This is a genomic window from Halomonas gemina (assembly GCF_023554995.1).
In the GTDB taxonomy this organism is placed as follows: domain Bacteria; phylum Pseudomonadota; class Gammaproteobacteria; order Pseudomonadales; family Halomonadaceae; genus Halomonas; species Halomonas gemina.
Window position 1 is genome coordinate 721,027 of sequence record NZ_JAMJPK010000001.1, and the last position, 13,558, is coordinate 734,584.

Below are 13,558 nucleotides of genomic sequence, written 5' to 3' on the forward strand. Positions count from 1 at the left end.
TGGCCGAGATATTCGACTGAATATTCGGCATTTAGCATGATATTTATTTTTAATAAAGATTTATATCAGGCTTTACGTCTTCAAAGGTCTATATTTTTAGTTTATTTCACTGGTCGCTTGTTCCGGCTGCCGCCGGGGGCTGGCGAGGATGCGTCGCAGTACCTGCCAGGCCGCCAGGCCCGCCAGCAGGTTGCCGATTGCCGCGCCCATGGCCAGGCCCAGCAGGTCACCCAGCCAGGCCCCGGCCCAGAGACAAGGCAGGTAGAAGACGAACAGCCGGGCGCCCGACATCAGCATGGCGCGCAGCGGCCAGCCCAGGGCGTTGCCCGCCGAGACCACGATCATGCAGACCCCCAGTGCCGCATAGCTGGGCAGCAGGAAGCGGATCAGGGTCGCCAGGTCATCGCGCACCTCGGGATTGCCGGAAAGGGCCAGCGCCACCCAGGGTGAGGCCAGGGCCATCAGGATCCCCAGCGACAGTTGCCAGACCACCACCACCCGCAGTGCCAGGCGCATCAGCCGATGGATCTGCTCCCAGTCCCCGGCGCCATAGCAGCGCCCGAGCCAGGGCGGCAGCGACATGGTCATGGCCAGCACCACCATCAGCGAGAGGGTCTCCAGGCGGCTGGCCAGCCCCCAGGCCGCCACCTGCGCCTCGCCCAGCGACGCCACCACCGAGATGGCGAGCATCGCGGCCAGGGGCGGCATCAGCTGGCTGATCATGGCCGGACCGGCAATGCCGGCGAAGGGCAGCAACGAACGGCGCAGCTCCCCGAACACCCCCTCGGCCGCCAGCCAATCCATGGCTCTCAGTCGGCGACCCAGCACCAGCAGACCGCTGGCGAAGGCGATCGTCGTGGCCCACGCCGCGCCGGGCAGCCCCCACCCCTGCCAGGGGCCGACGCCAAAGATCAGCAGCGGGTCGAGGAGCAGGTTGACCAGGCTGGTGATCACCATCATCTTGCCGGGCAGCCAGGTGTCCCCGTGGGCCCGGAACAGGCTATAGCCGAAATAGAGCACCGCCCCCAGCCAGGCCGCCAGCAGCTGGGGCGCCCAGTAGGCCCTGATCAGCGCACGAGTGGACTCGTCGGCACCCAGCAGGGCAAAGACGGGCCCCTGGATGGCCCACAGCAGCACCACCAGCAGGGCGATGGTGACGGTTCCCGCCAGCAGCACCAGGCTGCCCAGTCGCCGTGCCCGGGCGGCCTCGCCTGCCCCCAGGGCACGCGAGATCAGTGCCGCGATGGCGATCCCCATGCCGACCTGAACGCCGATGACCAGGAAGGACAACGGAAAGGTGAAGGACTGGGCGGCCAGCGGTGCGGTGCCGAGGCGCGCGATAAAGGCACTGTCCACCAGTTGGAAGCCGAGCAGTGCCAGCACGCCGATGGCCATGGGCCAGGTCTGGCGCCAGAGGGTTAGGCCAAGCGAGGAACGGGATTCGTCGAGGGAATTCACAGGGGCTCCGTGGTCGTCCGCAAGGCAGGCATTCTACGCCAAGCAGGCGGCGGACTCAGCCCGGGACCCCCGGATGCCCCGTCACCAGGCCGCCCAGCACGCGCTCCATTTCCAGGGCGGGCATGGGGCGGAAGAAATAGAACCCTTGGACCAGGTCGCAGCGCATCTCCCGGACCAGCGTGAGCTGTTCACGGTTCTCGACGCCTTCGGCCACCACCTCCAGGCCCAGGCGATGACCGATGAAGATCGCGGCCTCCATGATCGCGCGATCCTCGGGCTGGTCCGGGGCATCCCGCACGAAGGCACGATCGATCTTGAGTGCCGTGACCGGGAACTGCTTGAGGTAGCTGAGCGACGAATAGCCGGTGCCGAAGTCATCGATGGCGATGCGAAAGCCCAGGTGATGGAGCCGATGCAACCCCTCGAGGATCCTGTCGTCGGCTTCGATCAGCACATTCTCGGTGAGCTCGAGACCGATATGCCGGGGCCCCAGGCCATGACGGGCCAGGCAGGCTTCGAAGCGCTGGAAGACATCGGGCCGGCTCATCTGCCGGCCGGAGAAATTGATGTCGATGCGTTCGATGGCCAGGCCGGCATCACGCCAGAGCGCCCGCTGATGGCAGGCGGTTTCCAGGACCCAGTCACCGAGACGGTGGATCAGGTCGGAGCGTTCGGCGAGGGGAATGAACTCGGCCGGCGAGATCGGCGGGCCCTCCGCTGGCTGCCAGCGCAGGAGCGCCTCCAGGTTCTCGATGCGCCCGCTCACGGCAGAGACCTGAGGCTGGTAGTAAAGCGACAGCTCTCCGCCGTCCAGGGCCTGCTCCAGCCGGTCGACCAGGCGATGCTGGTGGAGCAGCTCGTCGTGGAGCTGCTGGTCGAAGAACCACACGCTGCCGCGGCCATCCAGCTTGGCCCGGTTCTTGGCCACATCGGCATTGCGGATCAGCTCGCGCGCCGTATCGCCGTTGTCCGGGTAGAGGCTGACGCCCAGGCAGGCGGTCACCTGGCGCCGCGACCCGTCCATCAGGAAGGGATCACGCAGCACCTGCTGGACCTTGTGGACCAGCTGCGGGAGCACATGCTCGCGCTGGAACTTCGGGAAGGCGATCACGAACTCGTCGCTGGAGAGTCGCGACATCATGTCGGAGGCTCGCGTTGCCCGATGCAGTCGCCGAGTCAACTCGACCAGCAGCCGATCCCCCTGCTCGTAGCCCAGGGCGTCATTGATCTCCACGAAATGGTCGATATCCAGGTAGACCAGCACCAGCCCGCTGTCCTGTCGGCGACAGTCGGCGATGGCCTCGTCCAGCTGCGCCTCGAAGGTCTGGCGATTGGGCAGGTGGGTCAGGGCATCGAAGCGGGTGGCGAAGTCCAGCTCGCGATGCGCCCGCTTCTGGTCCGAGAGGTCAACGTCGACACAGAACATCAGGGGATCGTCGGTATGCTCGCCGAGCATGACATGGTGGGAGAAGACCGGGACCAGCTCCCCGCTCTTGTGCTGGAGCTCGAGCTCATCGGCAGGAATCTCGACCCCTTCCCGCACCCAGGCACGGTGCGCCTGGACCACCGGCTCGCGCATCGGCGCCGGGATGATCAGCTCTTCCAGCAACTGGCCCTGGGCCTCCTCGGGGGCATAGCCGTAGAGCCGGGTGCTGGCCTCGTTCCAGTAGATCACGCGGCGCTCGCGGTCATAGCCCTGGACCGCCACCTTGGGCAGGCTCTCCAGCAGGGCACGGAAGCGCTGTTCGCTCTCCAGGTATTGGCGACGCACGACCTCGACATCGTCCCGGACGCTGTCGCCCCGGGTCTCGGGCCTTCTCGCTCTGACCTGCTGCCACCAACGCGCCAGCCAGTGCCGGAAGCCGGTATCGCGACCGCTCATCTACTTCCTCATCCTCGAAAGACGTTGTCACCCTTCAGTATGTGGCGAGACCGCCCCATCGTGCGACATCGAAAACTCTCATCCTACCCGCTTGTGTAAGAAATATCCTACACGGGAGCCGGCTCTGCCAGGCATTGCCATCCGACGATTCAACGAAGGATCCAAGCCGCCCTGTACGACAAGTCTCGTACATTTTTTGACATTTCGTTGCAAATCTTCTCCTTTTCGTAGGGTTGCCCGGTCATACGGGCAACCCACGGGCAATCATGCCCCACACCTAATGGAGAAGATCTCATGAAACTCGATACCCTCAAGTACGGCTTCGATCCCGCTACCATGCCCCTCGACCCGGTCGCCGACTACTGGTCGCCGGAGGTCACCGATGCCCTGCAACAACAGGACTGGGCCAGGACAGAGGTGCGCTCCCGGGTGGATCTCGAGGCCTGGCAGGCGTTCACCGCCGACCTGCCCCGTGACCCCTACGTCAACCGTCGCTGGAAACGCATGTCCTGGCTGGCCCTGGATGAGCGGGGCGAGGCCTACGATATGGGCCATTGCCCCATGGCACAGGGGGGCGCCTTCAATGATGCCGAGAGCATGGCGGACCGCCTGCGCTACTACGAGCCACTGACGCCCGAGTTCATGGCCCGCCCGGATGTGAAGGCCTTCGTGCGCGCCTGGGCCCGGCTCTGGGACCTGAAAGCCCACGAACCCATCCTGATGCAGATCACCGGCGTGCGCGGCGAGGGCATGGTCGACCCCCTGCAGGGCCAGGGAATCCATGCCGACGGCTGCAAGGCGCTGAGCATCATGGTGCTGAACCGCCACAATGTCGCCGGGGGCGATAACCACCTCTATGCCGACAAGGCGGGCACCCGGCCCCTGGTCGACACGACCCTCGCCCCCGGCGATATCCTGCACCTGCGCGACGACCGCCTCTTCCACAGCGTGGACGGCATCCACCAGCAGGATACTGATGAGCCCTTCGAGCGCTTCATCATCATCATCAACAGCCGCTTCGTGGATGCGTTCCAGAACCGCATGCTGCGTCGGCACTTCCCCGAGGCGGTGCTTAACGAGACCCGCTAACCCCCACCGCTAGACCTGCGAAAACGGTTCTTCGCACATTGGCGTGAAGGAAGTGAAGTACCCCTGTGGGAGCGCAATTCATTGCGCGAATGGCGCCGACAGGCGCCCCCGGGCTGAGTGCTTATTGCCGGGAAGGCCTCCGGCCTTATTTCGCGATCTGAAGTCGGGGCGCCGAACCGTCGCTCCCACAGGACAGCATCACGCCAAAATGCGATGATCCCAAAAAAGACGCCCCCCGGAGCCTCTCCGGGGGGGCGTCATGCTGCCTGCGGGTCGAGCCGCGGGGATGCCTTACTGGCGAATCCCCTCGAAGGTCACATAGAGCTCGAGCTCATGCATCATCTCGGGGAAATCCCCCATGTCGATGCCGTAGTCGGCCAGAATAAGGGTGGTCGAGCCTTCGAAACCGGCCCGGTAGCCGCCCCAGGGATCCTCGCCCTCCCCGACCAGGGTAACCGGCATCTCGACCTCGTTGGTCTCGCCATGGAGGGTCAACTCGCCGCTCAGCACGCCTTCGTTGTCGCCGGTCGGTTCGAAACCGGTGGAGGTGAAGGTGGCGGTGGGATACTCGCCCGCGTCCAGGAAGTCATCGCTCAGGATGTGCTTATCGCGCTCGGCATGGTTGCTGTTGAGGCTACTCACCTCGACCTCCACGCTGGCGGCCGAGGCTTCCAGGTTCTCAGGATCGTAGCTGAAGCTGCCGGAGAACTCCTCGAAGCTGCCGAGGATGTAGGAGTAGCCGAGGTGGCTGATCTTGAACTGCACGAAGGCATGCTGGCCGTCCGTGTCGATGGCGTAGTCGGCGGCCTGGGCTTGGCTGACGCCCACCAGGGCAGCGGCGCTCAGGGCGGTGGCGATGGCGGTCTTCTTGATCATCAGGCATCTCTCCTTGGGGTCGTCTCGGGGAAGGTCAATCGCCTCAGGGGCGACGGGAGCGTCGCGGGTCGACCATGCGCAACAGGACATCGTTGCGATCGACCCAATGGTGTTTCAGGGCGGCCAGGGTGTGCCCCGCCGCCAGCAGGATCAGCGCCAGGGCGCCGTACCAGTGAACCTGGCCGGCCACGGTGGCCTGGTTCGGCAGGTCGCTGATCAGGGCGGGCACCACGAAGGCGTCGAACACGCTGATCCCCTTGCCATCGGCGGTGGAGATCAGGTAGCCGCTGAACAGCACCACCAGCATCAGTACGTAGAGGCCAATATGGCCCAGGTGGGCGGCCAGGCGCTCGAGAGGATGTCCCTTCTCCACCGGCACCGGGTTGGCGATGCGCCAGGCCAGGCGAATCAGGGTGGCGAACAGCAGCAACATCCCCACGGAACGATGCCACCAGGGCCCCAGGTTGTACCAGCTGTCATAGTAACCGAGCCCGGTCATCCACCAGCCCAGGATGAAGAGGCCGATGATCGCCAGGGCACTGATCCAGTGCAGCAGGATGCTGACCAGCCCCCAGCCGCTGCGGGTGTTCTTCCACATCTTCAGGTGCCTCGGTCCGCGCAGTATCGATCATATGATCCTACCGCAGCGTACCATCGGTATCTGCTGAAAAATGCCGAACACACCATTCGGAAAAACCACATGCCGCCCCTCATGGCAAGGGAGGCGGCATGGCAGGCATGTGGCAGTGGATTGCCCCTGTCAGCCTCTATCGGCAAGGACCTCGAGCAGCAGGCGGGCGGTGGGGGCGCTGGACGCCGGGTTCTGGCCGGTCACCAGCAGGCCATCGCGCACCTGGAAGGGAGCGAAATCATCGCCGCTGCGCTCGTAGTGGGCACCCTGGGCCTGGAGCGCATCCTCGAGCAGGTGCGGCACTACCTGCGACAGGCCCACGGCCTCCTCCTCGCTGTTGGCAAAGCCGGTGACCTTGCGCCCCTTGACCAGCGGCTCACCCGCGGGCGTGCGGGCCTCGAGCAGCACGGTGGGCGCGTGGCAGACCGCCGCCACCGGCCGCTCGGCCGCCAGGAAGCCCTCGACCAGGCGGCGGGCATCGGGATCCCCCGTGAGGTCCCAGAGCGGTCCGTGCCCCCCGGGGAAGAAGACCGCATCGAAATCGCCCACCTCGACCTCGGAGAGCCGGCGGGTCTCGGCGAGTTGCGCCTTGGCCGCGTCGTCCGCCTCGAAGCGGCGGGTCTCCTCGGTGAGGGCCTCCTCGGCCTGGGAGTTGGGGTCCACCGGCGGCAACCCTCCCTTGGGCGAGGCCAGGGTGATCTCGGCGCCGGCGTCCTTGAAGACGTAGTAGGGTGCGGCGAACTCTTCGAGCCAGAAACCGGTCTCGTGGCCGGTGTCACCCATGCGGTCGTGCGACGTCAGTACCATCAGGATCTTCATCATGGCCCTCCTCGGGCAGCTATGAATGCGTGCCCTGATGAGATGGCGACGTGAGGCAGGAGTTCAAGGTGGCAGGCGATCGGCTTGAGAATCGGCTCATCACATATTGGCGAAATGAATTGCGCTCCCACAAGGGTGTTTCACCTCCTTGAACGCCAAAATGCGATGACCCTGAAAATCACACCAGGGCGTCGAGCCCTCGGGCCAGGTCGGCGCGGATGTCTTCCATGGCCTCCAGGCCGACCGCCACACGGATCAGCCCCTCGGTGATCCCCGCAGCGTCCTTCTGCTCCTCCGAGAGGCGCCCATGGGTGGTGGTGCCGGGATGGGTGATGGTGGTCTTGACGTCACCCAGGTTGCCGGTGATGGAGATCATGCGGGTCGCATCGATCACCGACCAGGCCGCCTCGCGTCCGCCCTTTACCTCGAAGCCCAGCACCGCCCCGTAGCCCTGCTGCTGGCGGCTGGCGAGCTCGTGCTGCGGATGCGTGGCCAGGCCGCTGTAGTGGACCCGTGCCACCGCGGGATGCCCCTCCAGCCACTCGGCCAGGATCCGGGCGTTCTCGCAGTGCGCCCGCATGCGCAGGTTGAGGGTCTCCAGGCCCTTGGTAAAGATCCAGGCATTGAAGGGGCTCAGGCAGGGGCCACAGGTGCGCACCACCCCGAACACCTCCTCGAGCTCCTTGTCACGCCCCACCACGGCACCCCCGATCGCCCTGCCCTGCCCGTCCAGGTACTTGGTGGCGGAATGGATCACCAGGTCGGCGCCCAGGGCAATCGGCTTCTGCAGCGCCGGGGTCAGGAAGCAGTTGTCGATGGCCAGCCAGGTGTCATGGCGATGGGCGATCCTGGCCAGCGCCGCGATGTCCACCACCTCGGAGAGCGGGTTGGACGGCGTCTCGGCGAACAGCAGCCGGGTGGCCGGGGTGATCGCCGTCTCCCAGGCCGCGAGGTCGGACAGTTCCACGTAGCGCGTGGTGATGCCGAACTTGCCCAGGTACTTGTCGAACAGGCTGACCGTGGAACCGAACAGCGAGCGCGAGGCCACGATCTCGTCGCCCGACTGGAGCAGGGCCAGCACGGTGGCCAGGATCGCCGCCATGCCGGAACTGGTGGCGACGCAGCGTTCGCCCCCCTCCATGGCCGCCAGGCGCTGCTCGAAGGTGCGCACCGTGGGGTTGGTGAAGCGCGAGTAGACGTTGCCCGGCTCCTCGCCGCTGAACTTGGCCGCCGCCTCCGCGGCGCTGCCGTAGACGAAGCTCGAGGTCGGGAAGATCGGCTCGCCATGCTCCTGCTCATGGGTACGCTGGTGACCGGCACGGATCGCCAGGGTCTCCAGTTCCCACTCCTGCTGCGGTGTCTGATCCTGCTGCATGACCTGCCCCTCAGTCGTCGATGTCATCTTCCTGGTTGTGCACCCCCACCAGGGCATGGTCGCCGGCGCTACGCTCCTGCTTGGCGTCGTCGCTGCGCGAGGCTTCGAGGTCCGAGAGGTAGCGCTCGTCGATGTCGCCGGTGACGTACTTGCCGTCGAACACCGAGCAGTCGAAGGCCTCGAGTTCCGGGTTCACCTCGCGGCAGGCCTCCTTGAGATCCTCGAGATCCTGGTAGAAGATCCGGTCGGCGCCGATCAGCTCGCCCACCTCGGCCTCGCTGCGGCCGTGGGCGATCAGCTCGCTGGCCGCCGGCATGTCGATGCCATAGACGTTGGGATAGCGCACCGGGGGCGCGGCCGAGGCGAAGTAGACCTTGCGCGCGCCGGCCTCCCGGGCCATCTGGATGATCTGCTTGCAGGTGGTGCCACGCACGATGGAGTCATCCACCAGCAGCACGTTCTTGTTCTTGAATTCGATGCCGATGGCATTGAGCTTCTGACGCACCGACTTCTTGCGCTGGGTCTGTCCCGGCATGATGAAGGTCCGCCCGATGTAGCGGTTCTTCATGAAGCCCTCGCGATAGGTCACACCCAGGTGCTGGGCAAGTTCCAGGGCCGAGGTGCGCGAGGTGTCGGGAATCGGAATCACCACGTCGATATCGTGCTCCGGCCACTCGTTCTGGATGCGGTCGCCGAGCTTGCGACCCATCTGCATGCGGGTGCCGTAGACGTAGGCGCCGTCGAGGATGGAGTCGGGGCGGGCCAGGTAGACGTGCTCGAAGATGCAGGAGGCGAGCCGCGGATAGTCGGCACACTGCTGGGTATGGATGGCGCCGGTCATGTCGACGAAGATCGCCTCCCCCGGCGCCAGGTCACGGTGCAGCTCGAAGCCGCCCACGTCCAGCGCCACCGACTCGGACGCGATCATCACCTCCTGCCCCTCGCCCTCGTCGCGGGTACCGAACACCACCGGACGGATACCATGGGGGTCACGGAAAGCGACCAGGCCCACGCCGTTGATGATCGCCACCGCGGCGTAGCCGCCCCGGCAGCGACGATGCACGCGCCGCACCGCGTCGAAGATGTCTCCGGGCTCCAGGTGCAGGCCCTGCTTGCCCAGCTCGTGGGCAAAGACGTTGAGCAGCACCTCCGAGTCGGAGCTGGTGTTGATATGGCGCAGGTCGGAGGAGAACAGCTCCTGCTTGAGCTGGTCGGAATTGGTCAGGTTGCCGTTATGGGCCAGGGTGATGCCGTAGGGCGAGTTCACGTAGAACGGCTGGGATTCCGCCTCGCTGGAGGAGCCCGCCGTGGGATAGCGCACGTGGCCGATGCCCAGGTTGCCCTTCAGGCGGGTCATGTGACGGGTGTGGAAGACGTCCCGCACCAGGCCGTTGCTCTTGCGCAACAGGAACCGGCCCTCGTGCCAGGTCATCATGCCGGCGGCATCCTGTCCGCGATGCTGGAGCACCGTCAGGGCGTCATAGATGCCCTGGTTCACCGCCTGCTTGGCCATCAGGCCCACGATACCGCACATTCCACCTTACCTCGCTTGCCTGGAACTTGCTGTGAAGAGTCGGGACGGGACCGTGTTCCGGCCCGCCCCGGGATTGGGATGTCAGGGGGGCGTCGCCTCACTGGCGTCGTCCGGTGCCGGCTCGGGCTGGGTTGCCGACGGCCGTTCCGGACGCGGCAGGGAGAGCTCGCGCAGCGACTCGGGCGCCTCGGGCAGACGCCCTTCCCAGCCCTCGAGATGGCTCACCGCCCAGTCGCGCAGCTGCTCGAAGGTCGGCCGCAGCTCGGCCTCCTGCCAGGCCTGCAGCTGGACCAGCGGCGTCAGGCTGAGCAGGATGGTCGCCAGCACCAGGATCGCCGCTCCCTTGGCCATGCCGAAGGCGGCACCGGTCACCCGGTTCAAGAACCCCATGCCGACCCACTCCACGGCGGCATGGACCATGCGGATGACGATGCCGCAGAGCAGGATCACCGCGAAGATCACCAGCACGAAGGCCAGCACCAGGCGGCCATCGGCGTTGTCGATCAGCCCCGAGAGCAGGTCCGCCACCGGCTCGGCCAGCAATCGCGCGGCCATCAGGGCGATGATCCAGGCGGCCAGCCCCAGGGCCTCGCGGATCAGTCCGCGCAGGAAACCTGTCAGCCCGGTCACCACCAGCACCGCCACGAAGAGCCAGTCGATCCAAGTCAGTGCCATGCTCAGTTGCCCGTCCGCACCAACAGGCCCTGGAGGTTGGCATCGGCCTTGAGCTTGGCCATCACCTCCTCACCCTCGCGGGAGGTGGCGTAGGGACCGACATAGACGGTGGTCAGGCCGTTGTCACGGACGCGACTATAGACGGGCAGGCCCTGCGCGGCCAGGTTCGACTCGAGACGCTCGGCATTGGCCTGCTCCCCGAAGCTGCCCACCTGGACGGCCCACTCGCCCTCGGGCGCCGCCTGGGCCGCCTGGGCCGCCTCGCGGCTCGCCTGCTCGGCCTCGCCCGACAGGCGCTGGTCGGCGGCGCGCGCCAGCTCGGCGATGGGATCCTCGTCGGCCTCGTCACGCGCCTCGGTGTCCGCCGTCTCGGGGGTCGTCGGCTCGGTGTCAGCCATCGCCTCGACCGCCTGCTCGGTCTCCGGTTCGATCCGCTCCTCCGTGCTCGCCGGGTCAGAGGACGAGGTCCCGCTGGGCGACCGGATCTGCCCGAGGCTCGTCGGCGGCTCGGGGTCGGGCACGTCACGACGCTCGACCTCCACCGGCTGCTCGATGGACATCACCGGCTGGGGGCGCTCGCTGCGCGGCGCCGGCTCGTCGAACAGCATCGGGACGAAGATCACCGCCAGGGCGATCAGGATCACTGCTCCGCTGAGACGTTCTCGCATTCCGTATTTCATCACGCTCCCTCGATGGCCGTGTCTTCCCCTGAAGTCTGATCCGCCGCCAGCCACCATTCCAGTACCTCGGCCACGGTGAAGAAGGACCCGCAGACCAGCACCCGATCCTCGGGCGCGAGTCGGGCCGCCAGCCAGTCGGCCGCCTCGACCGGCGAGGCGCTGCGGTGCCAGACCTCGCCGCCGCGGCGGGCCAGGCGCTCGGCCAGGTCGTCCGCCGTGCGGGCACGCTCCCCCGCTAGGCTCACCGGCACCCAGGCGTCGACCACCGGCAACAGGGCGTCGATCACGCCATCGGCATCCTTGTCGGCGAGCATCCCCAGCAGACCGATGGTGCGTCCAGTGCAGGGGCGCGCCGCCAGCCGCAGGGCCAGATAGCCGGCGGCATGGGGGTTGTGGCCCACATCCAGGCACCACTGTCCCAGCCACTGCATGCGGCCCGGCAGCTGGACCCTGGAGAGGGCCTCACGGCAGGCGTTGGCGTCCAGCGACACACCGGCGAGCGCCAGCGCCTGCAGGGCCGTGGCGGCATTGTCCAGGGGCAGGCCGGGGTCGGGGAGGTCGATGACGCCTTGGGGGCCAGACCCCAGCGGTGTCCTCGCCCTTTTGGGGTCAGACCCCGGCTGAGGGGGTCGCTGCTGGAAAAGTGCACCATGCCGGACCTGGCGACTTGGCTGGGGTCTGACCCCAAAAGGGCTACCTGCCATCTGACCCCAGAAGCTCCAGCCCTCGCCATCGCCTTCACGCTGGAAGGCTTCACCCAGGGCGTAGACGTCGGCGCCGAGCTCCTCGGCCACCTGGCGCACGCTGTCCGGCAGCGTCGTGCTGCCCAGCACCGCGGGCCGGGCGGCACGCAGGATGCCGGCCTTCTCGCGGCCGATGCCCTGCAGGTCGGTGCCGAGAAAGGCGGCGTGGTCCAGGGCCACGGTGGTGATCACCGCCACATCCGGATCAATGATGTTGACGGCGTCGAGCCGACCGCCGAGGCCGACCTCGAGGATGGCGAGGTCAAGGCGACATCGCGCGATGGCCCACAGCGCCCCCAGGGTGCCCACCTCGAAGTAGGTGAGGCTGACCGGCTCGCCCGCCAGGCGGGCCGCCTCCACCGCCTCGAAGCCGGCGATCAGCGTCGCGTCGTCGGCCTCCTGGCCGTCGAGGCGCAGGCGTTCGTTGTAGCGCAGCAGGTGGGGCGAGGTGTAGGCCACCGTGGAGAGGCCATGGGCTCGGGCCAGCGCCTCGAGCATGGCCACGGTCGACCCCTTGCCGTTGGTACCGGCAACGGTGATCACCCGGCCGGAGAGCGGCGCCTCGAGAAGCCCCATGCGGCGCGCGACCTCGGCCACGCGCTCGAGGCCGAGGTCGATACCGACCGGGTGGGCCGCCTCCAGCCGGGCCAGCCAGGCCGGAAGCGTGTCGGGAAGGGCGTGGTCGCTCATGCCGATCGGTCAGCGCGTCGGATCGGAGCGCTCGCCGGACTGCTCGGCGTCACGGTCGGCCTCCGGCTCGGCGGCCGACGTCGGGCTGCGGGTCGCCAGCGCCTCTTCCTGCTCGGCCTGTTCGGCCGCCTGCACCAGGTCAGGCTCGTCGCCGAGGTCAGCGCCCTGCCCGGCCACCGGCCAATGGGTGAGCTTGCGCAGCACGCCGCCCAGCCGCTCGCGCATCTCGCCACGCGGCACGATCATGTCCACGGTGCCGTGCTCGAGCAGGAACTCGCTGCGCTGGAAGCCTTCCGGCAACTGCTCGCGGACCGTCTGCTCGATGACCCGAGGCCCAGCAAAGCCGATCAGCGCATTGGGCTCGGCCACGTTGAGGTCGCCGAGCATCGCCAGCGACGCCGAGACACCACCGAACACCGGATCGGTCAGCACCGAGATATAGGGCACGCCGGCCTGCTTGAGCTTCTCCAGGGCCGCCGAGGTCTTGGCCATCTGCATCAGCGAGAACAGCGCCTCCTGCATCCGTGCGCCACCGGAGGCGGAGAAGCAGATCAGCGGGATGCCCTCCTCCAGGGCGACGGTCGCGGCACGCACGAACTTCTCGCCCACCACGGCCCCCATGGAGCCCCCCATGAAGGTGAACTCGAAGGCCACCACCACCACCGGCAGCCCCTCCAGGGAGCCGCGCATGGCGATCAGCGCATCCTTCTCGCCGGTCTCCTTCTGGGCCGCCGCCAGGCGGTCCTTGTACTTCTTGGAGTCGCGGAACTTGAGGCGGTCGACCGGCTCGAGGTTGGCGGCGAGTTCCTCGCGGCCCTCCTTGTCCAGAAACCAGTCCAGCCGCTTTCGGGCGGTCAGCCGCAGATGGTGGTCGCACTTGGGGCAGACGTTGTGGTGCTTCTCCAGTTCGGGGAGATAGAGCACCGCCTCACACTTGGGGCACTTGCGCCACAGGCCATCGGGCACGCTCGCCCGGCGCTCCTTGCGCTGGATGCGGCCCACCGAGGGCACGATCTTGTCTAGCCAGCTCATGTCAGAAACACTTCCGTATAGGCTGATGCCCCCGGCGGCGCCGGGGGCAGGGTCGATTCGGTTGGCGACGGGCG

At 67.1% G+C, this 13,558-nt stretch carries 12 protein-coding genes; 1 reads left to right on the forward strand and 11 read right to left on the reverse strand.

The features are described from left to right. Window positions 1-96: 96 nt before the first annotated feature. Entirely contained in the window at window positions 97-1,395 is a 1,299-nt protein-coding gene (locus M8009_RS03590; RefSeq protein WP_250059485.1) for an MATE family efflux transporter, read from the reverse strand. Between the two features lie 118 nt (window positions 1,396-1,513). Continuing rightward, window positions 1,514-3,340, reverse strand: coding sequence for a putative bifunctional diguanylate cyclase/phosphodiesterase (locus M8009_RS03595; protein ID WP_250059382.1), 1,827 nt, complete (start codon window positions 3,338-3,340; stop codon window positions 1,514-1,516). 294 nt (window positions 3,341-3,634) lie between these two features. Between M8009_RS03595 and M8009_RS03600 the strand changes: the two genes are divergently transcribed. Then, window positions 3,635-4,429: a 2OG-Fe dioxygenase family protein gene (locus tag M8009_RS03600; protein WP_250059383.1), complete on the forward strand. Its 795-nt coding sequence runs from the start codon at window positions 3,635-3,637 to the stop codon at window positions 4,427-4,429. Between the two features lie 291 nt (window positions 4,430-4,720). On the opposite strand, the gene M8009_RS03605 is transcribed toward M8009_RS03600, so the two are convergent. From M8009_RS03605 to accD, 9 genes are all read right to left on the reverse strand, one after another. Continuing rightward, window positions 4,721-5,305 carry a YceI family protein gene (locus M8009_RS03605; protein ID WP_250059384.1) on the reverse strand — a complete coding sequence of 195 codons (585 nt, stop codon included), beginning with the start codon at window positions 5,303-5,305 and terminating at the stop codon, window positions 4,721-4,723. Between the two features lie 43 nt (window positions 5,306-5,348). Continuing rightward, window positions 5,349-5,903, reverse strand: a complete 555-nt coding sequence (locus M8009_RS03610) for a cytochrome b (protein ID WP_250059385.1) — start codon at window positions 5,901-5,903, stop codon at window positions 5,349-5,351. A gap of 162 nt (window positions 5,904-6,065) precedes the next feature. Continuing rightward, complete coding sequence (locus tag M8009_RS03615; RefSeq protein WP_250059386.1) at window positions 6,066-6,758, reverse strand: type 1 glutamine amidotransferase domain-containing protein; 693 nt, start codon at window positions 6,756-6,758, stop codon at window positions 6,066-6,068. Window positions 6,759-6,933: 175 nt separating this feature from the next. Beyond that, entirely contained in the window at window positions 6,934-8,130 is a 1,197-nt protein-coding gene (locus tag M8009_RS03620; RefSeq protein WP_250059387.1) for an O-succinylhomoserine sulfhydrylase, read from the reverse strand. A gap of 10 nt (window positions 8,131-8,140) precedes the next feature. After that, on the reverse strand, window positions 8,141-9,664 hold the full coding sequence (purF, locus tag M8009_RS03625) for an amidophosphoribosyltransferase (protein WP_250059388.1): 1,524 nt from the start codon (window positions 9,662-9,664) through the stop codon (window positions 8,141-8,143). An 81-nt stretch (window positions 9,665-9,745) separates the two neighbouring features. After that, window positions 9,746-10,339 (reverse strand): CvpA family protein, encoded by a 594-nt coding sequence (locus M8009_RS03630; protein ID WP_250059389.1) that lies wholly within the window; start codon window positions 10,337-10,339, stop codon window positions 9,746-9,748. 2 nt (window positions 10,340-10,341) lie between these two features. Further along, window positions 10,342-11,007 (reverse strand): SPOR domain-containing protein, encoded by a 666-nt coding sequence (locus M8009_RS03635; RefSeq protein ID WP_250059390.1) that lies wholly within the window; start codon window positions 11,005-11,007, stop codon window positions 10,342-10,344. A gap of 11 nt (window positions 11,008-11,018) precedes the next feature. Next, window positions 11,019-12,452 carry a bifunctional folylpolyglutamate synthase/dihydrofolate synthase gene (locus M8009_RS03640; RefSeq protein ID WP_250059391.1) on the reverse strand — a complete coding sequence of 478 codons (1,434 nt, stop codon included), beginning with the start codon at window positions 12,450-12,452 and terminating at the stop codon, window positions 11,019-11,021. Between the two features lie 9 nt (window positions 12,453-12,461). Then, entirely contained in the window at window positions 12,462-13,484 is a 1,023-nt protein-coding gene (gene accD, locus M8009_RS03645; RefSeq protein WP_250059392.1) for an acetyl-CoA carboxylase, carboxyltransferase subunit beta, read from the reverse strand. Window positions 13,485-13,558: the final 74 nt, after the last annotated feature.

What these genes read in the sequence shown, in the direction of transcription:
- M8009_RS03640 (WP_250059391.1), bottom strand. Translation starts at nt 12,452, where the DNA reads ATGAGCGACCACGCCCTTCCCGACACGCTTCCGGCCTGGCTGGCCCGG.
- M8009_RS03630 (WP_250059389.1), bottom strand. Translation starts at nt 10,339, where the DNA reads ATGGCACTGACTTGGATCGACTGGCTCTTCGTGGCGGTGCTGGTGGTG.
- M8009_RS03605 (WP_250059384.1), bottom strand. Translation starts at nt 5,305, where the DNA reads ATGATCAAGAAGACCGCCATCGCCACCGCCCTGAGCGCCGCTGCCCTG.
- M8009_RS03615 (WP_250059386.1), bottom strand. Translation starts at nt 6,758, where the DNA reads ATGATGAAGATCCTGATGGTACTGACGTCGCACGACCGCATGGGTGAC.
- M8009_RS03635 (WP_250059390.1), bottom strand. Translation starts at nt 11,007, where the DNA reads ATGCGAGAACGTCTCAGCGGAGCAGTGATCCTGATCGCCCTGGCGGTG.
- M8009_RS03620 (WP_250059387.1), bottom strand. Translation starts at nt 8,130, where the DNA reads ATGCAGCAGGATCAGACACCGCAGCAGGAGTGGGAACTGGAGACCCTG.
- M8009_RS03595 (WP_250059382.1), bottom strand. Translation starts at nt 3,340, where the DNA reads ATGAGCGGTCGCGATACCGGCTTCCGGCACTGGCTGGCGCGTTGGTGG.
- M8009_RS03610 (WP_250059385.1), bottom strand. Translation starts at nt 5,903, where the DNA reads ATGTGGAAGAACACCCGCAGCGGCTGGGGGCTGGTCAGCATCCTGCTG.
- M8009_RS03600 (WP_250059383.1), top strand. Translation starts at nt 3,635, where the DNA reads ATGAAACTCGATACCCTCAAGTACGGCTTCGATCCCGCTACCATGCCC.
- purF (WP_250059388.1), bottom strand. Translation starts at nt 9,664, where the DNA reads ATGTGCGGTATCGTGGGCCTGATGGCCAAGCAGGCGGTGAACCAGGGC.
- M8009_RS03590 (WP_250059485.1), bottom strand. Translation starts at nt 1,395, where the DNA reads ATGGCCATCGGCGTGCTGGCACTGCTCGGCTTCCAACTGGTGGACAGT.
- accD (WP_250059392.1), bottom strand. Translation starts at nt 13,484, where the DNA reads ATGAGCTGGCTAGACAAGATCGTGCCCTCGGTGGGCCGCATCCAGCGC.